The 20416-nt window shown below is 29.9% G+C and carries 18 protein-coding genes and 1 tRNA gene; 8 read left to right on the top strand and 11 right to left on the bottom strand.

Features of this window, described 5'->3' with window-relative positions; genetic code table 11:
- Nucleotide 1: 1 nt before the first annotated feature.
- The 6 genes from AMO08_RS03480 to ruvX are packed head-to-tail and all read right to left on the bottom strand — an operon-like array spanning nt 2 to nt 6201.
- Nucleotides 2-286: a hypothetical protein gene (locus AMO08_RS03480; RefSeq protein WP_075485211.1), complete on the bottom strand. Its 285-nt coding sequence runs from the start codon at nt 284-286 to the stop codon at nt 2-4.
- Entirely contained in the window at nt 283-2865 is a 2583-nt protein-coding gene (topA, locus tag AMO08_RS03475) for a type I DNA topoisomerase (RefSeq protein ID WP_075485210.1), read from the bottom strand. Before topA ends, AMO08_RS03480 begins: the two co-directional genes overlap by 4 nt.
- Nucleotides 2866-2902: 37 nt before the next feature.
- Complete coding sequence (gene plsY, locus AMO08_RS03470) at nt 2903-3481, bottom strand: glycerol-3-phosphate 1-O-acyltransferase PlsY (protein ID WP_075485207.1); 579 nt, start codon at nt 3479-3481, stop codon at nt 2903-2905.
- A gap of 2 nt (nt 3482-3483) precedes the next feature.
- Nucleotides 3484-4770 (bottom strand): dihydroorotase, encoded by a 1287-nt coding sequence (pyrC, locus tag AMO08_RS03465; protein WP_075485205.1) that lies wholly within the window; start codon nt 4768-4770, stop codon nt 3484-3486.
- A complete protein-coding gene (locus tag AMO08_RS03460; RefSeq protein ID WP_075485284.1) occupies nt 4771-5712 on the bottom strand; it encodes an aspartate carbamoyltransferase catalytic subunit in 942 nt (313 codons plus the stop codon).
- A gap of 42 nt (nt 5713-5754) precedes the next feature.
- The gene (gene ruvX / locus AMO08_RS03455; RefSeq protein WP_075485202.1) at nt 5755-6201 is read right to left on the bottom strand and encodes a Holliday junction resolvase RuvX; all 447 of its coding nucleotides are present in this window, start codon (nt 6199-6201) and stop codon (nt 5755-5757) included.
- Between the two features lie 60 nt (nt 6202-6261).
- Between ruvX and gatC the strand changes: the two genes are divergently transcribed.
- From gatC to AMO08_RS03420, 7 genes are read left to right on the top strand one after another with little or no spacing between them, the layout of a single operon-like run.
- Nucleotides 6262-6549 carry an Asp-tRNA(Asn)/Glu-tRNA(Gln) amidotransferase subunit GatC gene (gene gatC / locus AMO08_RS03450; RefSeq protein WP_075485199.1) on the top strand — a complete coding sequence of 96 codons (288 nt, stop codon included), beginning with the start codon at nt 6262-6264 and terminating at the stop codon, nt 6547-6549.
- Nucleotides 6549-8006: an Asp-tRNA(Asn)/Glu-tRNA(Gln) amidotransferase subunit GatA gene (gene gatA, locus AMO08_RS03445; protein ID WP_075485194.1), complete on the top strand. Its 1458-nt coding sequence runs from the start codon at nt 6549-6551 to the stop codon at nt 8004-8006. Before gatC ends, gatA begins: the two co-directional genes overlap by 1 nt.
- Complete coding sequence (gatB, locus tag AMO08_RS03440; protein ID WP_075485281.1) at nt 8003-9466, top strand: Asp-tRNA(Asn)/Glu-tRNA(Gln) amidotransferase subunit GatB; 1464 nt, start codon at nt 8003-8005, stop codon at nt 9464-9466. The genes gatA and gatB overlap by 4 nt, the downstream gene beginning before the upstream one ends.
- A gap of 5 nt (nt 9467-9471) precedes the next feature.
- Nucleotides 9472-10122: an O-methyltransferase gene (locus AMO08_RS03435; RefSeq protein WP_075485191.1), complete on the top strand. Its 651-nt coding sequence runs from the start codon at nt 9472-9474 to the stop codon at nt 10120-10122.
- Nucleotides 10122-11027 (top strand): oxygen-dependent tRNA uridine(34) hydroxylase TrhO, encoded by a 906-nt coding sequence (locus AMO08_RS03430; protein ID WP_075485188.1) that lies wholly within the window; start codon nt 10122-10124, stop codon nt 11025-11027. The genes AMO08_RS03435 and AMO08_RS03430 overlap by 1 nt, the downstream gene beginning before the upstream one ends.
- 14 nt (nt 11028-11041) lie before the next feature.
- On the top strand, nt 11042-12379 hold the full coding sequence (locus AMO08_RS03425) for an MATE family efflux transporter (RefSeq protein WP_075485185.1): 1338 nt from the start codon (nt 11042-11044) through the stop codon (nt 12377-12379).
- Nucleotides 12380-12391: 12 nt separating this feature from the next.
- Nucleotides 12392-12919 carry a thermonuclease family protein gene (locus tag AMO08_RS03420; RefSeq protein WP_075485182.1) on the top strand — a complete coding sequence of 176 codons (528 nt, stop codon included), beginning with the start codon at nt 12392-12394 and terminating at the stop codon, nt 12917-12919.
- A gap of 2 nt (nt 12920-12921) precedes the next feature.
- Here AMO08_RS03420 and AMO08_RS03415 read toward each other — a convergent pair whose 3' ends face one another.
- From AMO08_RS03415 to AMO08_RS03400, 4 genes are read right to left on the bottom strand one after another with little or no spacing between them, the layout of a single operon-like run.
- Nucleotides 12922-13485 (bottom strand): sarcosine oxidase subunit gamma, encoded by a 564-nt coding sequence (locus AMO08_RS03415; protein ID WP_075485180.1) that lies wholly within the window; start codon nt 13483-13485, stop codon nt 12922-12924.
- Nucleotides 13478-16483: a sarcosine oxidase subunit alpha family protein gene (locus tag AMO08_RS03410; RefSeq protein ID WP_075485178.1), complete on the bottom strand. Its 3006-nt coding sequence runs from the start codon at nt 16481-16483 to the stop codon at nt 13478-13480. Before AMO08_RS03410 ends, AMO08_RS03415 begins: the two co-directional genes overlap by 8 nt.
- Nucleotide 16484: 1 nt before the next feature.
- Nucleotides 16485-16760: a sarcosine oxidase subunit delta gene (locus tag AMO08_RS03405; RefSeq protein ID WP_075485176.1), complete on the bottom strand. Its 276-nt coding sequence runs from the start codon at nt 16758-16760 to the stop codon at nt 16485-16487.
- Complete coding sequence (locus AMO08_RS03400) at nt 16760-18013, bottom strand: sarcosine oxidase subunit beta family protein (protein ID WP_075485167.1); 1254 nt, start codon at nt 18011-18013, stop codon at nt 16760-16762. Before AMO08_RS03400 ends, AMO08_RS03405 begins: the two co-directional genes overlap by 1 nt.
- Before the next feature lie 67 nt (nt 18014-18080).
- Here AMO08_RS03400 and AMO08_RS03395 point away from each other — a divergent pair.
- Nucleotides 18081-18172: transfer RNA gene (locus AMO08_RS03395), tRNA-Ser, on the top strand.
- Here AMO08_RS03395 and AMO08_RS03390 read toward each other — a convergent pair.
- A complete protein-coding gene (locus AMO08_RS03390) occupies nt 18173-20398 on the bottom strand; it encodes a lytic transglycosylase domain-containing protein (protein ID WP_075485164.1) in 2226 nt (741 codons plus the stop codon).
- Nucleotides 20399-20416 lie beyond the last annotated feature (18 nt).

Below are 20416 nucleotides of genomic sequence, written 5' to 3'. Positions count from 1 at the left end.
TCTATTTTTCAGAAAACTCCTTATGCGTTTTACTATTTTTAAATTTATTTAGCTTATCTTTTAAATTAAAGTTTTTTAATTTTTTTTTACCTTCTTCTATCTTTTTTGCAGTTTTAGATTTTATTTCCTCTGCTTTTTGTGAGGTTTCTTTCTTTAATTTATCAGATGTACATTTTGCATAATCTTTACTTAATTTGTCATATTTTGAACAATCCTCAGCAGATGAAAATGTATAGCTAAATAAATAAATGAATAAAACTGTAATTATGATATTAATTATTTTCATTTTTTCTTTTTTTTAGATTTTTTATTTTTATCGTATTCTCTTCTTTTCTCAATTAGTATAAGAGCCTCTTCCATTGTTAGCTCTACTGGGTCTTTTTCCTCTGGAATTGTTGCATTTAGAGATTTGTATTTAATGTATGGTCCATATTGACCTTTCATGATTCGGACTGGCTTTTTATCTTCAGGATGCTCCCCTAAATCTTTTATAATTGAAGAAGACATCCTTCCAGGTTTTGCTTCAGCTATGAGCGTAATAGCTCTATTTAATCCTATAGAGAAAATTTCTTCGACATTTTCTATTCTAGCGGATTTATTTTCACATTTTAAATATGGTCCAAATCTACCAGTGTTTAAAGTGATTTCTTTTTGATTTTCTGGATTAATGCCTAATGATTTAGGAAGCGAACATAAAAATTTTGCTTTATCTAAATCAATACTTTCTAATTCAATACCTTTTGGTATAGATACATTTTTTAATAGTTCATTTACCTCAGGTTTCTTTTTCTTAGTTTTTTTTCTTTTTTTAGGTTTTTCTTTTTCAATATTCTCCTCCAGAATTTTCTCATACTGGAGATAAGGACCAAATCTTCCATTTTTTAGAAAAATATCATTTCCATTTTCATGTTTTCCAAGAAATTTTGGTTCAGCGAGTTGTGATTGAGCAGCCGCTTTAGCTTTTGATAGTGGTCTTGTAAATTTACATTCTGGATAGTTTGAACATCCAATAAACGCACCTCCTCTAAAACTATTTTTTAAACTAAGAGAACCTGTGTCACATAACTGACATTTTCTAACTATCTTTCCTTCTTTATCAGTGTCAAATATCAATGCTCCCAAACTTTCATTTAAAAGATCTAAAACCTCTCTAGTTCTTTTTTCTTTTACCTCTGAAACATTACTATTAAAATCTTTCCAAAACATTTCTAAGACTTTTAACCAACTTTCTTTTCCAGAAGTTATGTCATCTAGCTGATCCTCTAGTCCAGCTGTAAAGTTATAATCCACATACTTTGAAAATAATTTTTCTAAAAACGCAGAAATTAATTTACCTCTATCAGTTGGAAAAAATCTTTTACTAACTATTTCTGCATAACCTCTATTTGCTATTGTTGAAATGATACTTGCATAAGTTGAAGGCCTTCCAATTCCTAACTCTTCTAATTTTTTAACCAAACTCGCCTCAGAGTAACGTGGGGGAGGCTGTGTAAAATGTTGTTCATCAATAAGAGCTTCTATATTAATTGGTCCTTTTGACATCTCAGGTAAAATTTGCTCATCATCATCTTTGCTTTGATTTGAATAAACTTTTAAAAATCCATCAAATTTCAAAACTGATCCGCTTGATTTACATATAGTTTTACCGTCTTCAGACTCAATCGTTATAGTATTTCTATCAAATTTTGCTGTTTCCATTTGAGACGACAGAGCTCTAGACCAAATTAAAGAATATAATTTTTGCTGATCAGAACTTAAATACTTTTTAACAGAATCTGGATTTCTATTAATATCAGTTGGTCTTATTGCTTCATGCGCTTCCTGAGCATTTTTTGCTTTTTTCCCTGAGTAATTATTTACATTTTCTGGCAAGTATTCATTTCCATATTCTTTTTTAATAAAATTTCTAATATCAGAGACAGCATCAGCTGATAAATTAGTTCCATCAGTTCTCATATAAGTAATTAATCCAACTGTATCTCCCTCAATTTCTATTCCTTGATAAAGTTTTTGTGCTATTTGCATTGTTCTTGATGCACCAAAACCCAATCTACTAGAAGCAACTTGCTGAAGTGTTGAAGTAGTAAAGGGTCCCGAGGGATTTCTGCTAACAACTTTTGAGGAAATATCAGTTATGCTAAATTTTTTGGTCTTAATATTTGAAATTGCCTTTTCAATTTCCTCTTTATTTTTAAATGAGAATTTTTCAATTTTTTCTCCATCAAGTTGAGAAATACTTGCTGTAATTTTGTTTTTGTTTTTATCCTGAAAATTAATACTTAAAGTCCAAAACTCTTCATGTTTGAATAATTCAATTTCATGTTCTCTTTCAGTAATTAATTTTAGTGCAACAGATTGAACTCTGCCTGCTGATTTTGAACCAGGTAACTTAGTCCAAAGTATTGGTGATATATTAAATCCCACCAAATAATCTAGTGCTCTTCTAGCCATGTATGCATCGACTAATAAGGGCTCTATCTGTCTTGGATTTTCAATACCATGTGTCACAGCTTTTTTTGTTATTTCGTTAAAAACCACACGTTCAATTTCTTTATCCTTTAAAAGTTTTTTTTCATCTAAATATTCTTTTACATGCCATGCTATTGCTTCGCCCTCACGGTCTGGGTCGGTAGCAAGAATTATTTTTGAAGAATCTTTCGCAGCATCAGTAATTTCTTTTAAATATTTTTTTGAAAAGCTATCAACTTCCCATTCCATTTTAAAATTTTGATCAGGATCAACTGATCCATTTTTTGAAGGAAGATCTCTAATATGACCATAGCTAGCTAAAACGGTATAGTTATCACCTAAATATTTATTAATTGTTTTCGCTTTAGCAGGGCTTTCAACTATGACTAGATTCATAAAATAACAAACTACTCAAAAGAGTTTGATAGTCAAATTAATAAATTTTTGTCTTAGTTTCTTCTTTATTTTTCAAGCGTTTAATATTTTCTCTGTGGGTAAAAAATATTAAAATAAACATTATTACGTAAAAAAATACATTTTCAGAACCCTCAAAAATTAAAATATAAACAGGTGTAGAAAGTGATCCTATCAAGGAAGATAAAGATGAATATTTAGAAATAAAAAAAATTATTAACCAACAAATACCAAACACTAATCCAAAAATAATATTTAAAGAAAAAAGTATCCCAACATATGTAGCTACACCTTTACCACCTTTAAATTTTAACCATACTGGAAACACATGACCTATAAAAGCACATAAAGCTGATATATATACTGCATCAGTAAAATTAATTTTAACGTATAAAACAGGTATTACTGCCTTTAACACATCAAGTATTAGTGTTGAATAACCAATTAACTTGTTACCAGTTCTTAAAGCATTTGTTGCGCCAATATTACCTGAACCGATTTCTCTAATATCTTTTTTTAAAAATACTTTAGTTAAAATTAATCCAAAAGGAATTGATCCCATTAGGTATGAGATTATACCTATTATAAAAAGTTCCATTTTTATATTTTAAATAATTCTATACCTTTTACAAATGTATTGGTTACTTTTCCTTGAAGTTTCTTATCTTCAATTGAAGTATTTTTAGATTTAGAGATTAAATTTTCTTTTTTTACAATCCATGGTTTATTGATATCTACTATACAAAAATCAGCATCATTACCAATAGACAGATTTCCTTTGTTTATATTTAATATTTTTGCTGGGTTAGATGTTAAAGCTTGAATTATGGTTTCAAGTTTTACAGATCCATTGTGAAATAATTCTAAACTTAAGGATAACAATGTTTCAATACCAGATGCACCAGTTGCAGCTTGTGCAAAAGTTAATCTTTTAGATTCTTCATCTTCAGGTTTATGGTCAGAAACAATTACATCAATAGTTTTATCTTTTAATCCTTGAACTAAAGCTTCTCGATCTTCTTCTCTTCTCAGTGGAGGTGATAATTTTAAAAATGTTCTAAAATCTCCAATATCATTTTCATTTAATGAAAGATTATTTATTGATACACCGCAAGTAAATTTAACATTTTGTTTACGTTCCTTAATTATATCTACAGATTTTCCTGCTGATAGTTGAGATATATGATATCGACATTTAGTTTTTTCTAAGAGAGTAAGATCTCTTTCAATTATAATTCTTTCAGCAATATCTGGTATGCTTGATAAGCCTAGTTTTGTTGCAATAATACCGGAATTAATCATGCCATTTTTAGCTAAATTATAATCTTCAGCATGTTGCATTATAAGACATCCCAAATCTTTAGCTGAATTCATAATTCTAGACATAAGTCTAGTATTTTGAATGGTTTTTACTCCGTCGGTAAATGCAATAATTCCTTTTTTAGCTAGCAAACCGAATTCAGTCATATTGGTGCCATCAGTGTTTTGAGTTAATGAAGCGCAAGGAAAGATATTTATTCTAGACTTATCACGTCCTCTTCTTTTTAAAAAATCTACAATTGATACATTATCTATAATTGGATCTGTATTAGGCATGGTTACGACGGAAGTTACTCCTCCAGACAATGCTGCATTACTTAAAGTCCTAAAATTTTCTTTATATTCATATCCTGGCTCGCCTACAAAAACTCTCATATCTACTATACCAGGAAATATATATTTACCTTTTAAGTCAGTAGGTTTTTCTCTAGTTGGTAAATTATTTGTATTTACCTTTTTTCCTATTGCTTCTATCTTTCCGTCTTCGCCAATTATTAATCCACCATTTTCGTTTATGGAATTATGAGGGTCTATAATGTTTGCATTTATAAAGTATTGTTTTTTCATTTATTCACAAAATATTTTTAAACATGCCATTCTTACAGCAACACCTAATTCAACTTGTTCCTTAATTACACTTTTGTTTATGTCATCTGCTAATCTTGTATCAATCTCTATTCCTCTATTCATTGGACCAGGATGCATAATTAAAGCATCTGACTTTGCGTGATCAAGTTTATCTGGCGTTAATCCATAATATTCATAGTATTCTCTATTTGATGAAAGATATGAACTGGTCATTCTTTCATTTTGTAATCTAAGCATCATCACAATATCACAATCTTTGAGACCCTTTTTCATATCAGTAAAAGTGTTAACACCAAACTTTTCAATTTCTTTTGGCATAAGATTGGATGGTGCGACTATATTTACCTCTGCTCCCAACATTGTAAGAAGATAAATATTTGATCTAGCAACTCTCGAATGAAGTATGTCTCCACATATTGCTATTTTTAATCCTTGAATTTTTTTTTTTCGATTTCTAATTGTTAATGCATCTAATAATGCTTGGGTAGGGTGTTCGCGTCTACCATCACCAGCATTTAATACGACACAATTAACTTTTTGAGATAATAGATTACATGCACCAGAGTCTTGATGTCTGATCACAATTATATCAGGATGCATTGCATTCAAGGTCATTGCCGTATCAATCAAAGTTTCACCTTTCTTAATTGCAGAGTTACCCATATTCATTGACATGACGTCTGCACCAAGTCTTTTTCCAGCAAGTTCAAATGAGCTTTGAGTTCTAGTTGATGGCTCAAAGAATAAATTTATTTGTGTTTTACCTCTTAACACATCAATTTTTTTATTTTTACTCTGATTCAATTTTATGAAAGCTTCTGACTCATCCAGGATATAATTAATATCATTAACTGATAAATCTTGGATACCTAACAGATGTTTTTGTGAGATTTTAACAGCTTTATTGGTTTTAATTGCCATTAAAATTAACTCTATAGCTATAAAGCTCCTAAATGGCAAGGATTAATTATTTAAATAATCTATAGCTCCTTGAAGAATAAATGCAGCTGCATTTTGATCTATGTTTTTTTCACGCTTAGAGACATTAATATCAAGCTGACTGGATAGATTAAATGCCCCAACAGTTGAAAGTCTTTCATCCCATAAGCAAACTTCTACATCAATATTTTGGTCTATATTTTTAGATACATCACTTACTGATTGAGCAGAAGGACCTAATGAACCATCCATGTTAATTGGATATCCAATGATAATTCCTTTAATATTGTTTTCCTCTATTATTTTTTTTAATTCGTTGATTAGATCATCATTATTGGTTTTATTGATCGTTTTAAAAGGTGTGGCTATTGACTGTTTTTCATCACAAATTGATACACCGATTCTTTTTGAACCAAGATCTAAACCAATCAATCTAGAGGTTTCAGACTGTTTTTTTTTTGAATTCTTCAATAGTGATCATATTGTATATTTTAAACTTAAGTGATAGTTTGCGACATATTTAAATACCATATGAGCATCGATCTTAAAACAATAAAGCACATATCTAAACTATCAAGAATTTCTGTAGATGAGAAAAAAGCAGAAAAACTTGCAGGAGATTTAAATTCAATTTTCGATTTTATTGAAAAACTTAACGAATTAAAAACTGACAATGTTGAACCATTAACTTCTGTTGCTGAAACAACTCTAAAACTAAGGTCAGATGAAGTAAAAAGTAAAAATTTAAGAGATCAAGTAATAAAAAATTCTCCTAAGGAAAATGAAGATTATTTTGTAGTACCAAAGGTAATTGAATAATGTCAGATATAACTAAACAATCATTATCTGAGTTAGTAGAAAATATAAAAGGTAAAAAACTTTCCTCAAGTGAAGTTACTAAAGCATTTGTTGAAAGATCAGAAAAATCAAAAGAATTAAATGCATATATAACTGAAGATTATGCAAATGCTTTAAATAAAGCAAAAAAGTTTGATGAAAAACCTAATCTTGATTTGAAATTACCGGGTATTCCAATGGCTGTAAAAGATTTATTTTGTACAAGAGATTTAAGAACTACGGCGGGTAGTAAGATTTTAAATAACTTTGTTCCAACTTACGAGTCAACAGTCACACAAAACATTTGGAATGATGGAGCTATCCTAATGGGAAAATTAAATTGTGATGAATTTGCAATGGGTTCATCTAATGAAACTAGTTTTTTTGGTAATGTACAAAACCCAATTGATAAGAATTTAGTTCCAGGAGGTTCTTCAGGTGGATCGTCGTCTGCTGTAGCAGCGCAATTAACACCAATAACTATTGGAACAGATACAGGTGGATCTATAAGACAGCCTGCTTCATTTACTGGAACTGTCGGATTAAAACCTACTTATGGTAGTTGCTCTAGATACGGAATTGTAGCATTTGCATCATCCCTAGATCAAGCTGGTCCAATGGCACAAAATGTTAAAGATTGCGCATTGTTGCAGGAAGTTATTAGCACTTATGATGAAAAAGATTCTACTTCAATAGATTTTAAAAGAAACAAGTACAGCAAAGAATTAACAAAAGATATTAAAGGTAAAAAAATAGGAATACCCAAAGAATATAGAGTAGATGACATGCCTAAAGAAATAGAAGATCTATGGAAAAAAGGTATTGAATATGCAAAAGATTGTGGTGCTGAGATTATCGATATATCTCTACCTCATACTAATTATGCACTACCAACATATTACATAGTAGCACCAGCAGAGGCTTCATCTAATTTGGCTAGATACGACGGTGTTAAATATGGTTTTAGAGCAGAAGGGGAAAATCTTATTGATATGTATGAAAAAACTAGATCTGAAGGATTTGGTGCTGAAGTTCAAAGAAGAATAATGATTGGAACCTATGTTTTATCTTCTGGATATTATGATGCTTATTATCTTAAAGCTCAAAAAGTAAGAAAACTTATTAAAAATGATTTTGATGATGCTTATAAAAAAGTTGATGCAATTCTAACCCCATCTACTCCAAGTTCTGCGTTTAAAATTGGTGAAAAAACAAATGATCCGGTTTCAATGTATTTAAATGATATTTTTACTGTACCTGTAAATTTAGCAGGTTTACCTGGAATTTCTATACCCGCAGGCCATGATGCTAAAGGATATCCATTAGGATTACAGATAATTGGTAAAGCTTTTGATGAACAAAATATTTTAAACATTGCATATGCTATGGAAGAAAAAATTAATTTTAAAAATAATATTACTGATTGGTGGATAAAGTGAGTAAGAACAAATCTGAATATCTAATTAATAGACATGATAATCAATATGAAGTTGTCATTGGTTTAGAAGTTCATGCACAAGTTACATCACAGTCGAAATTATTCTCCACATCAGCAACCAAATTTGGAGCTGAGCCAAATACTCAAGTAAGTTTAGTTGATGCAGCATTCCCTGGAATGTTGCCAGTAATAAACGAGTATTGCGTAAAACAAGCTATCAAAACAGGAATTGGTTTAAAAGCTAAAATCAATAAGAGATCTGTCTTTGATAGAAAAAATTATTTTTATGCAGACTTACCTCAGGGATATCAAATCTCACAATTCAAAGATCCAATTGTAGGTGAGGGTAAAGTAATACTTGATATGCCAGATGGTCAAAAAGAGGTAGGTATAGAAAGATTACACTTGGAGCAAGATGCCGGCAAAAGCATTCATGATTTAGATCCTAAAAATACTTTTGTAGATTTAAATAGATCAGGTGTGGCTTTAATGGAAATTGTAAGTAAACCTGACCTAAGATCCCCAGATGAAGTAAATGCATATATTAAAAAATTAAGATCTATAATGAGATATTTAGGCACCTGTGATGGAAATATGCAAGAAGGATCTTTAAGAGCCGATGTAAATGTATCTGTTAGAAAAAAAGGTTCAAAAGGGTTTGGAACCCGATGTGAGATCAAAAATGTTAACTCAATAAAATTCATGCAGTTGGCAATTGAGTTCGAAGCTAATAGACAAGTCGATTTAATTGAGGATGGTCAAACGATTGATCAAGAAACAAGACTTTTTGATACTAAAAAGAATGAAACTAGATCAATGAGATCAAAAGAAGATGCTCATGATTATAGATATTTTCCAGATCCAGACTTATTGCCATTAGAAGTTTCAGATGATTTTATTGAAAACTTAAAATCAGAAATTCCAGAGCTACCAGATGAAAAGAAAAAAAGATTTATAGAAAAATTCAAGTTATCTCCTTATGAGGCAAACATTTTAGTTTCTGATATTGAAACATCAAATTACTTTGAAAATGTAATTAAGAAGTCTGATGTAAAACTTGCAACAAACTGGATAATTGGTGAATTATTTGCAGCATTAAATGAAAAAAATTTAGAAATAACTGAAAGCCCTATAAGCGCAGGCAACTTATCAAAATTAATTAATTTAATTAAAGACGGAACAATTTCTGGAAAAATTGCAAAAACAGTTTTCGAACAAATGATGGAAGGTGACAAAGATCCTCAGAAAATTGTTGAAGAAAAAGGTTTAAAACAAGAGAGTGATCCAAAAGCACTTGAGGCACTGATAGACAAGGTTATTGATGATAACAGAGACAAAGCTACCGAATATAAATCAGGTAAAGTTAAATTATTTGGTTTCTTTGTAGGTCAAGTAATGAAAGTTTCTGGTGGAAAAGCAAATCCTCAATTAGTTAATGAGATTTTAAAGAAAAAACTTTAGAATTTATGGGTTCAGACCTAAATATAACTAAAGAAATCCAAGAGTATATTTTAAGTCATGGATTTAACTTACATCCAGTTCAAAAAGAAATAATTGATTACAATACTTCTCTTGGTGATATCAAAAGAATGCAAATCTCAATTTCACAAAGTCAATTTCTGCATTTAATTATAAAAATTTCAAATATCAAAAAAATTTTAGAGATAGGTACATTTACAGGATTAAGTACATTATCTATGGCTTTGGCGTTATCAGATGACGGCAAAATAATTGCTTTAGATAAAAATGAAGAAACTAATAAAGTAGCATTAGATTTTTTTAAAAAAGCTAATCAAGATCATAAAATAAAAACATTAATTAAACCTGCTTTAGAAAGTTTAGATGAAATTAAAAATGAAAAGTTTGATTTAGTTTTTATTGATGCTGATAAAATGAATTATTTTGAATATTATGAGCGTTCTTTAAAATTATTGAATAAAAATGGTCTAATAATCATCGATAATGTTTTATGGTATGGAGAAGTTGTGAATGAAAACAATAATGATAAATTTACTAAAAATATTAGAGAGTTTAATAGTCATATCTCAAAGGATACAAGGGTCGAAAAATTAATAATTCCTCTTGGAGATGGAATGACTGTTTGTAGAAAATTATAATGTTTGAAGTAGTTGGTTTTTATAAATTTATTAAAATTTCTTATCTAAAGAAAAATCAAAAAATTTTATTAGAAACTTTAAAAAAGAAAAATATTAGAGGCACTATAATTATCTCTAAAGAAGGGGTAAACGGAACTATTTCTGGCAAAACTGCAGACATTAAATTCACTATTAATAATTTAAAAAAAACTCTTAAATTTAAAGAATTTAACAGCAGCAATGTCTCTAAAAGCTCATTCCAACCATTTCATAAACCTAAAGTAAAAATTAAAAATGAAGTTGTTCCTATGAATTTAATTTTAAACAAAAGAATAAAGAAAAAGGATAGCCATGTAGATCCAATCAAATGGAATAAGCTGATTAAAGAAAAGGATACTGTTCTTATAGATGCGAGAAAACCATTTGAGTATGATGTTGGAACATTTAAGGGAGCAATCAATCCTGATGTTGATAACTTTAGAGATTTCCCAAAATATCTAAAAAAATTAAAAAAAAATCAACCTATAGCTATGTTTTGTACTGGTGGAATTCGTTGTGAAAAGGCATCTGTTTATTTGGAGAATAAAGGGTTTAATAACATTTATCAGTTAAATGGTGGAATTTTAAATTATCTTAAAAAAACAAATAAGAAAAAAAGTTTATGGAAAGGTGAATGCTTTGTTTTTGATAACAGGATTAGTTTAAAACATGGTCTAAAAGTTGGTTCTTATTCAATGTGTAGCGGTTGTAGGAAGCCTGTATCTCGTAAGGATAAAAAATCAAAAAAATATGAAGAGGGTGTTTCATGTCCAAATTGTCACGACAATCTAACAGATCATCAAAAATCAAGATTTAGGATGAGACAAAAACAAATTAATCTTGCTAAAGAAGCAGGAAAAAGACATATCTTCCAAAAAGAGTATTAATAAATCTTAAATTAATGAATTTATTAAAAGATAAAGTTTCGTTGTTAGTAAGAAAACTTGCTGTACCAGCAAGTGTAGGAACCTTATTCCAAACACTTTATACAATTGTAGATACTTTTTATGCAGGAAAAATATCGCCAGAAGCCTTATCTGCTTTGAGCAAGTCTTTTCCGATATATTTTTTGATTATTGCGACATCAATTGGAGTTACCGTAGCAGGAACATCATTGATTGGCAGTAGTATCGGAGAAAAAAACGAAAAAAATGTTTTAAGTTATTTTGGAAATGTAATCATTTATTCAATTATAATCTCGATAGTTGTATCTATTTTAGGATTTGCTTTTGGTGAAAAGATATTCTTATTAATGAATTCCTCTCAAGAAGTAACAATTCTTGGACTCGAATATATAAATGTAATTTTTTTAGGTACGATATTATTTATTTTAGTAGTAGCATTAAATTCATTCTTACACGCAGAAGGAGATACTAAAACTTACAGAAATGTTCTAATATTTTCTTTTTTCTTAAACATTATTTTAAATCCAATTTTTATATTTGGTTTTTTATTTATACCACCATTAGGAATAACTGGTATTGGGATAGCAACTTTAATTGCTCAATTTGTATCTTTCTTGGTTATTTTGATAAAAATATTAAATAATCAAAGAATTAAACAAATAACTTTAGACCATTTCAAAACTAAATTTTTTTTCTTAAAAAATATTTTTTTTCAATCAATGCCAATTACAATTGCCATATTAGGGTATTCTATTGCTGCAACAATTGTTTTTACATATGTTGGGTTATTTGGTGAATATGCTGTTGCAGGGTATGGATCTGCCACAAGAATTGAGCAAGTAGTTTTGTTACCAATATTAGGAATTAATACAGCAATAATTTCTATAATAGCGCAAAATATTGGTGCAAAATATTACGATAGAGTGGAGCAATCCTATTTTACTTCAATAAAATACGGTCTAATTATAATGTTAATCGCTGGTGTAGTTATTTTTATAAGTGCTGACTTTGTTCCTAAATTCTTTTCTTCAAACCCAGAGGTAATTATGCATGGCTCGATGTACCTTAAGATTTCGGCATTTATTTTACCTGCTTATCCAATATTTTTCTTATCAAATGGATTCTTTATGGCTTTAAAAAAATCTGAAAAAGCCATGGTTAATAATATTGCCAGAAATGTTATAGTACCAGTTTTATGTTTTTACATTGCAAAGTATTTAAATGCAGATTTTAAAACTTTTTTTTATATTTGGGCCATCTTTCAATGGTTGATATCATTGATGTTACTTTTTTATGTCAAATATTATATTAAACATAAATTAGCTAATATTTAATATTTTTTAAATATGTTTTTTACAAAAAGAAAAGCGATAATTTTAATTATAATTTGTTCGATTTTTTTTATTCTCACATATAACGATGTTAGGTCTGAAGAGATTAAAGAAATTTCTGGAAATGCTCAAATTATTGATGGTGATACAATAAAAATAAATTCAAAAAAGATAAGATTATACGGAATTGATGCACCTGAATTCAAGCAAACGTGTAAAAAACCGTATCTAACAATAATTTTTTTTACTTTTACTAAAGATTATCCATGTGGAAAAATTTCAACTCAAAAATTACAAAATAAAATAAATAACAAAGTAATAACTTGTAAAATTTTGGATGTTGATAGATACAAAAGATTTATTGGAGAATGTTATAAAAGAAATTTAAATCTGAATTCTTGGCTAGTTTCAAACGGTTATGCAGTAGCTTATAGAAAATACTCAAAAAAATATATATCAAACGAAATTAATGCTAAAAATGAAAAAAAAGGCCTTTGGCAAGGTAAATTTGAAATGCCATGGGACTTTAGAAGAAAAAAATAAGTTTATAATCTTGAAGCACAGTCTTCAATCCAAGAACAAAGATGTTCAGCAAAAGATCTTCTAACAAACAGATTTAAAATATTTTCATCTTTATGGTGCAGAATTACATCTACATGATTTAAAACAGTCTGAGTTGTTGATCCTTTTTTTTCTTTAAATTCATTAAAATTAAAGGGAGATCCTGCTGAAAAGATTTCATAGACATTTTCACCTTTAAGTTCTAATTGAACAAATTGATCTGTTACATCTATAACAGCACCTAAATTTGTTTTTGAAATACTATTAAATAACATTTCATATAGATCGGATTTATTAGTTTCTTTACTTGCCAGCTCATTTGAGATTATCATCCATTCGTCTGGACTAAGCCATATTGCTGTTAATTTATCACTCGTTGTTGAAGTGTTTGCCTCAGTAGGCAAGATCATATTAAGATTTTTACCAACATTTGTTAAAAATTCTCTTTTTTTACCTCTCAAATTAATTTTTGTTACTGGAGAGATTTCTTTTACAGAAATACTTTCTTGCTTAATTTCATTTTTAATAACTGAATTATAGTTAAGCATTTAACCTCTCATTTTTCTCATCATAAAATACTGGATTCGCAACAGTGACATTAATATTTTTATTTTCCATGGGCACAAAAAGTTTTTTTCCCATCATATCTTTTCCACCTCTAACTACTGCAAGTGCTATTGATTTCTTTAGGTTTGGACTGAAATAACTTGAAGTTACATGTCCAAGCATTTCTACTGGACTTTGATTTAATTCAGAAACTATTTGTGCTCCTTCTTCTAAAACAATATTTGGATCATCAGTTAATAAACCTACTAATTGCTTTCTATCTTCTCTCATTGTATCAGATCTATAAAGAGATCTTTTTCCTATGAAATCGTATTTCTTCTTGCTTACTATCCAATCCATTTGAAGGTCGATAGGGGTCATGGTTCCATCTGTATCTTGACCAACAATAATAAAACCTTTTTCTGCTCTTAATAAATGCATTGTTTCAGTTCCATAAGGTGTAATGTTAAACTCTTGACCTGCCTCCATACATTTTTCCCATAAATCTTTTCCATAACTTGCTTGAACATTTATTTCGTAGCTGTGTTCTCCAGTAAAACTAATTCTCATTATTCTGCATTGGATATGTCCGATCTTCGCTTCTTTAAAAGACATATGAGGAAAGTTTTCATCTGATAAATCTAAATCGGGAATTATTTTTTTAAGAATTTTTTTACTATTAGGTCCACATAAACTAGCTGTAGCATAATGATCTGTTACAGAGGTTAAATAAACATCAAGCTCAGGCCATTCTGTTTGAAGATAGTCTTCAAGTTTACCTAAAACATTTGCTGCTCCACCAGTTGTTGTGGTCATAATGTAATGATTTTCACCTAATCTTGTTGTAACTCCATCATCATAAACCATACCATCTTCATTTAGCATTAGCCCATATCTACATTTTCCTACTGCTAATTTTGACCAAGCATTTGTATAAACTCTATTTAAGAATTCTGAAGCATCACTTCCTTGAATATCAATTTTACCAAGAGTAGAGGCATCCAGCATACCAGCACTTTCTCTAGCAGCTTTACTTTCTCTTTGAACTGCTTGATGCATAGTTTCTCCGTTAATAGGGTAGTACCATGCTCTCTTCCATTGTCCGACATTTTCAAATTCAGCTTTATTTTCAACATGCCAATCATTCATTGGCGTTCTTCTAAAAATATCAAAAAACTTTCCTACATTTCGACCCACAATAGTTCCAAATGTTAATGGTGTGTAAGGAGGTCTAAACGTAGTTGTTCCTAATTTTCCCATTTTAACGCCAGCTGTATCTGCAATTATTCCCAATGCATGCATATTTCCAAGTTTACCTTGATCAGTTCCCATACCGGTAGTCGTGTATCTTTTAACATGCTCAATAGATCTAAAACCTTCTCTTAATGCTAATTTTATATCCTTAGCCGTTGCATCGTTTTGATAATCTACAAATGGTTTAGTTTTGCCCAAAGGTTTATCGGAAGGTAGTAACCAAATATTTCTTTTTGAATTTTCTTGATCAATCTCAACTTTAATACCATCTAAATCTGTTTCATTAATATTTAGAGTATCCTTAAGTTTTTGATTTAAATTTTTAATGATTTCATCAATTTTAAAATCTCCACCACAAGATCCTACACTTATTTGTTCAGATGTGTTCTGATTTGGTAAGAAAACTTTTTTTTCTTCATCAAATTTAAGTTTGTTTCCTGATTGAGTATATAAATGTACTGCAGGTGTCCAGCCGCCAGCAACTCCTAAGCAATCACATGAAATAGAAATTTTACTTCCAGTCACTGAAGTACCATCATTAGATAGTTTCATGATTGAAACACTATTTAGTCTTTTATAACCAGCTGTATCAACAATCGTATGTGACCAGTAAACTTTAATACCTGCTTCTTTTACTTTTTTAACAATTTTACTTTCAGATTGTTCTCTTATATCAATAATTGCCTCAACATTTATACCTTTGTTATATAGTGACAAAGCACTTTCGTAAGCACTATCATTATTAGTAAAAAATACATTTTTACTACCACATGCAACTCCATAAAATTCACTGTATTTTTTTATAGCAGATGAAAGCATTATTCCTGGTCTATCATTATTATTAAATATTAAAGGTCTTTCTAATGCACCTGTAGCTAAAATAACTTTCTTAGCTCTAATTTTAAGAAGTCTTTGTCTGATTTTATTTGTTTTATCTTTTGCCTCTAAATGATCGGTTAGATTTTCTCTAGCCAAAAGATAATTATATTGATGATAAGCAGCTACACTTGTTCTAGTTTTTATTTCAAGATTTTTAATATTTTTAAGTTCCTCTATTTCTTTTTTTAACCACTCTGAAGGGGCTTTGTTATCAATTTTGTTAAATTCATTATTTTCATAAATAGTTGATCCACCAAGTTCATTTTTTTCATCAACTAACAACGTTTTTAAATTATTTTTAGCTGCATTTTTTGCTGCTAATATTCCAGATATACCTGCACCTACAACCAATACATCACAGTGAATATTTCGGTGGTCATAAATGTCAGGGTCATTTGATGTTGGTGATTTTCCTAAACCGGCTGAGTGTCGTATGAAAAATTCATATTTCTCCCAGAAACTAGCAGGCCACATAAATGTTTTGTAATAAAAACCTGCTGGAAAAAAAGGGGAGAGAAAATTGTTTATTCCACCAATATCAAATTCTACACTTGGCCAACAATTTTGACTGGATGCCTCTAAACCTTCGTAAATCTCGACTTCTGTCGCTCTAACATTAGGTTCTGTTCTGTTGGTACCAGGATTTACTTGAACTATAGCATTTGGTTCTTCAGAACCAGAAGTCATAATTCCTCTTGGTCTATGATATTTAAAACTTCTTCCAACTAAATGAACATCGTTTGCAAGTAATGCTGATGCTAAAGTATCGCCTTTAAATCCATGGTAAGTTTTGCCATTAAATTTAAAGGAAATTCTATTAGTTTCATCAATGTACTCACTCGATTTTACTCTTAAGTTTTTAGTCATTTTATTGAGAAGGTGGTTTTTCACCCATTTTATAAATTGCTTTTATTTCATCGTTAGAAGTGTCTCTAACCATATTAAACCATTTACGACAACCATGTGCATGGTTCCATCTTTCAAATTGAACACCTTTAATATTTTTTCTCATAAATAAATATTCTGCCCACTCATCATCACTTAATTCTGTTGGCTGTTTAGGTCTCTCGATATGAGCTTCACCACCAGCCTTAAATTCTTGCTGATCTCGTTCTCCACAGTATGGACAGTTTATTAAAAACATTAATGAGCAACCGCTGCAGCGCCATGTTCATCAACAAGGTCTCCGCTTACAAATCTATTTAAATTAAATGCAGCATTAAGTTTGTGTGGCTCATCATTTGCAATAGTATGTGCAAACAAATCTCCAGATCCAGGAGTTGCTTTAAATCCTCCAGTACCCCAACCACAATTGAAGTATAAACCTTTAATTGAAGTTTTACTTAAAATTGGACTAGCATCAGGACAAATATCTACTATTCCTCCCCATTGTCTTAACATTCTCATTCTACTAAAAATTGGATATAATTCTAAAATAGCATTTAATGTTCCTTCAACTATTTGGTGACTTCCTTTTTGAGTATAAGAAACATAGTCGTCTGTTCCAGCACCAATAACCAATTCTCCTTTATCAGATTGACTAACATAAGCATGCACTGCGTTAGACATTACAACTGTATCAATAATTGGTTTTACAGGTTCAGAAACTAAAGCTTGTAAAGGTTTACTTTCAAGTGGAAGTCTTAGACCAGCCATATTAGCTATTACGCTAGAATGTCCAGCTGCAACTACACCAACTTTCTTAGTTTTTATAAATCCTTTTGTAGTTTCTATTCCTTCAACACTATCTCCATTTCTTTTAATTCCTTTAACTTCACAATTTTGAATAATATCAACACCCATTGCATCAGCTCCTCTTGCATACCCCCAAGCAACAGCATCATGTCTTGCTGTACCAGCTCTTCGTTGTAAAGTTCCTCCTAAAACAGGGTATCTAATATCTGGTGATGTGTTTATAATTGGACAAAATTTTTTAACTTCTTCAGTGCTTAAGTAGACTGCATCAATTCCATTTAGTCTATTCGCATGTGTTCGTCTTTTTAAATCTCTAACATCTTGTAAATTATGTGCAAGGTTCATTACACCTCTTTGACTAAACATTACATTGTAGTTTAGTTCTTGAGATAAACCTTCCCAAATTTTTAATGCATGATCATATAATCCCGCACTTGCGTCCCATAAATAATTTGATCTAATAATTGTAGTATTCCGTCCAGTATTTCCACCACCAATCCAACCTTTCTCGACAACAGCAATATTATTCATATTGTGTTTTTTCGCTAAATAGTAGGCTGTTGCTAATCCGTGGCCACCACCACCAACAATAACTGCATCGTATTCTTTTTTAGGAGTAGGATCTTTCCACGCTCTTTGCCAATTTTCATGATATGAAAGAGCATTTTTAATTAACGAAAATACCGAGTACTTATTTCTCATAATAATTGAATAATTACTTTATATATATTGAATTTTCAATACAATCGCTTAATACACAATGTCATACGGAAGAGTGGGTGAGAGGCTGAAACCAGTCGTTTGCTAAATGACCGTGCGAGGAAACTTGTACCGAGGGTTCGAATCCCTCCTCTTCCGCCACTAAAATAGAGGCTGATCTTTAAAAAAGTTTTTCATGGTCACAGGACGTTGTTCCAAAATATATCTATAGACATTATAATTTTCCATTACGCGCTGTACGTAATTTCTTGTTTCTCTAAATTTTATTAATTCAACCCAATCAACATAATCAACTTGTTTTTTTTGTGGATCTTTATTTATTTTTTTCCAATATTTAACTCTGTTGGGTCCAGCATTATACGCAGCGACTGCAAAAGGGTAAGCACCATCATATTGTAGAATTAAACCTGCAATATAATGTGAACCTAAATTAATATTATATTCTGGATCAGTAGTTAATCTTGATTTTGAATAAGGAAGTTTAGCTTGTTTTGAAACTAATTTTGCAGTGTATGGCATTAATTGCATTAATCCTTTTGCACCAGCATGACTATTAGCTTCCAAATCAAATTCACTTTCTTGTCTAATTATGGATAAGATCAAAGCACTTTCTGGAATTTTTCTTTTATTAATATATTTAGGAGTACTAATTATTGGATAATTGTATTTATTATGAAATCTTTTTTGATAAGAAGCAATTTTTGAAACCTGAATAGCAAAATCATATCTGTTTATACTTGTAGCTAATTCTGCAGCCAAAACCTCACTACCCTTGGCTATATTGTCGTTAGCTAAATGCCTTAAAATATGTTTTGTATATTTGTCTTTCTTTAATTCATCTAGAAGATAAGAAATTTTTACAAGCTCTTTATTAAAAAATTGAATTCTATATTTTGGATCAATTTCCATATCTTTTTCTAATTCAAATTTTCCATTTGGATTTAATTTCAAAAAAGCTAGCTGACCATAGTAAGTAGTAAGATATTTTGTGGCTTCTCTGTACCAATTATTTGATTGCTCTCTTTCGCCTATTTTTTCATATGTTCTTCCAAGCCAATAAGCACCTCTAGATAAACTTATTGGATAACTAACATTTTCATAAAAATTTTTAAAATGATCTTTAGCAGTTAATGGATCATTTAAAAAACTTAATGCTATCCATCCACTCATCCATTCAGCAGCTGCATATTCAGATCCTTCAGTCATTCCATGATTGCTTGAAATTTTATATGAAATTTCATATTTCTTTTTATAAAGCAATGCCCTTGAGATAATTTCTCTTTCTTTCCACCATTTGTCAGGCCTAACTAAATACTCTTTATCATTTCTTATTTTCAATAAGATTTCTGTTGAAGAATCCACACGTCCTTTTTTTCTTCTCCATTTCAATCGATCATAATTTAACCCAGCGTCATTCTTAAATTTTTGAGGAACATTTGCTATGGCTTGGTCAACCCCATAACCTTTACTCATTAAAAGATGTCTTGCATTATATAAAAGTTCGTAATCTTTTGGCAGATACCTTATTAATCTTCGTAAATCCCAACGATCCCCATTCCATGCTAAATAATCAGCTCGTTTAATATAGTCATCTGCATTTAAATATTTTTTATATTTTTTTCTAAAATATTTTAATTCATTTTTGGATAAATCTGCTGTGACCCAACCTTCTTTAATTAATTTTGTACCTTTATTTTTGTCTCCAATTAAAATATGACTTTCTCCAAGTATCATTTTTCCATAACCACTTAATGGATCATTTTCTCCAAACCATTTTATTATTTTTTTAGGTGAGACACTTTCTGTGGATAATTTATGCTCAGCAAGATATTTAACTCTGCTTATTCTAGGATAATCTGAATTTTTATTTAAAAAAACTTGATAATCGAAAAAGGAAGCTTGATTACCTGAGGTTAAAAGATGTCTCCATTGTATAAAATTATAAATTGACTTGTCTTTTGCTTTTTTTGCAATTTTTAGTGCAGATGACCATTTACTTTTCTGCATTTCTGAAATGGCTTTTTTAGCTAACCCGAAGTCTCTTTTACTATAATATCTTGAAATTTTTATATTCATTGCTGAGCTAATGCCAGCCACAGTTGGTTTTTTCTTCGGTATTTTAAAACTTAATTTTTTTTCTTTTAAAACCAACTCTTTTTTAACAATTACTTCTTCGATTTTAATTTCTTTGGTTTTCGTGGGCTTCTTTAATGGCTTAAGAATATTTATAGATATTTTCTTTTGAATTTCTTCTTTACTTAAAACAGGTTTTTTTAAAGGTACAACTGAATTGATTTCAGCAAAGAGATTATTTGAAAATATTAATATAGATACGGCGAAACCTAAAAATAATATTTTTTTGAGCATAATCTTTTAGTATATGAA

Origin of the sequence: Candidatus Pelagibacter communis (genome assembly GCF_001180205.1) — a bacterium.
Taxonomy (GTDB): domain Bacteria; phylum Pseudomonadota; class Alphaproteobacteria; order Pelagibacterales; family Pelagibacteraceae; genus Pelagibacter; species Pelagibacter ubique_O.
This window is presented reverse-complemented; position numbering and strand designations above follow the sequence as displayed.

Excerpts from the sequence above, each read along its gene's own strand:
- AMO08_RS03480 (WP_075485211.1), bottom strand. The coding sequence starts at position 286 with ATGAAAATAATTAATATCATAATTACAGTTTTATTCATTTATTTATTT.
- topA (WP_075485210.1), bottom strand. The coding sequence starts at position 2,865 with ATGAATCTAGTCATAGTTGAAAGCCCTGCTAAAGCGAAAACAATTAAT.
- plsY (WP_075485207.1), bottom strand. The coding sequence starts at position 3,481 with ATGGAACTTTTTATAATAGGTATAATCTCATACCTAATGGGATCAATT.
- pyrC (WP_075485205.1), bottom strand. The coding sequence starts at position 4,770 with ATGAAAAAACAATACTTTATAAATGCAAACATTATAGACCCTCATAAT.
- AMO08_RS03460 (WP_075485284.1), bottom strand. The coding sequence starts at position 5,712 with ATGGCAATTAAAACCAATAAAGCTGTTAAAATCTCACAAAAACATCTG.
- gatC (WP_075485199.1), top strand. The coding sequence starts at position 6,262 with ATGAGCATCGATCTTAAAACAATAAAGCACATATCTAAACTATCAAGA.
- gatA (WP_075485194.1), top strand. The coding sequence starts at position 6,549 with ATGTCAGATATAACTAAACAATCATTATCTGAGTTAGTAGAAAATATA.
- AMO08_RS03435 (WP_075485191.1), top strand. The coding sequence starts at position 9,472 with ATGGGTTCAGACCTAAATATAACTAAAGAAATCCAAGAGTATATTTTA.
- AMO08_RS03430 (WP_075485188.1), top strand. The coding sequence starts at position 10,122 with ATGTTTGAAGTAGTTGGTTTTTATAAATTTATTAAAATTTCTTATCTA.
- AMO08_RS03425 (WP_075485185.1), top strand. The coding sequence starts at position 11,042 with ATGAATTTATTAAAAGATAAAGTTTCGTTGTTAGTAAGAAAACTTGCT.
- AMO08_RS03420 (WP_075485182.1), top strand. The coding sequence starts at position 12,392 with ATGTTTTTTACAAAAAGAAAAGCGATAATTTTAATTATAATTTGTTCG.
- AMO08_RS03415 (WP_075485180.1), bottom strand. The coding sequence starts at position 13,485 with ATGCTTAACTATAATTCAGTTATTAAAAATGAAATTAAGCAAGAAAGT.
- AMO08_RS03410 (WP_075485178.1), bottom strand. The coding sequence starts at position 16,483 with ATGACTAAAAACTTAAGAGTAAAATCGAGTGAGTACATTGATGAAACT.
- AMO08_RS03405 (WP_075485176.1), bottom strand. The coding sequence starts at position 16,760 with ATGTTTTTAATAAACTGTCCATACTGTGGAGAACGAGATCAGCAAGAA.
- AMO08_RS03400 (WP_075485167.1), bottom strand. The coding sequence starts at position 18,013 with ATGAGAAATAAGTACTCGGTATTTTCGTTAATTAAAAATGCTCTTTCA.
- AMO08_RS03390 (WP_075485164.1), bottom strand. The coding sequence starts at position 20,398 with ATGCTCAAAAAAATATTATTTTTAGGTTTCGCCGTATCTATATTAATA.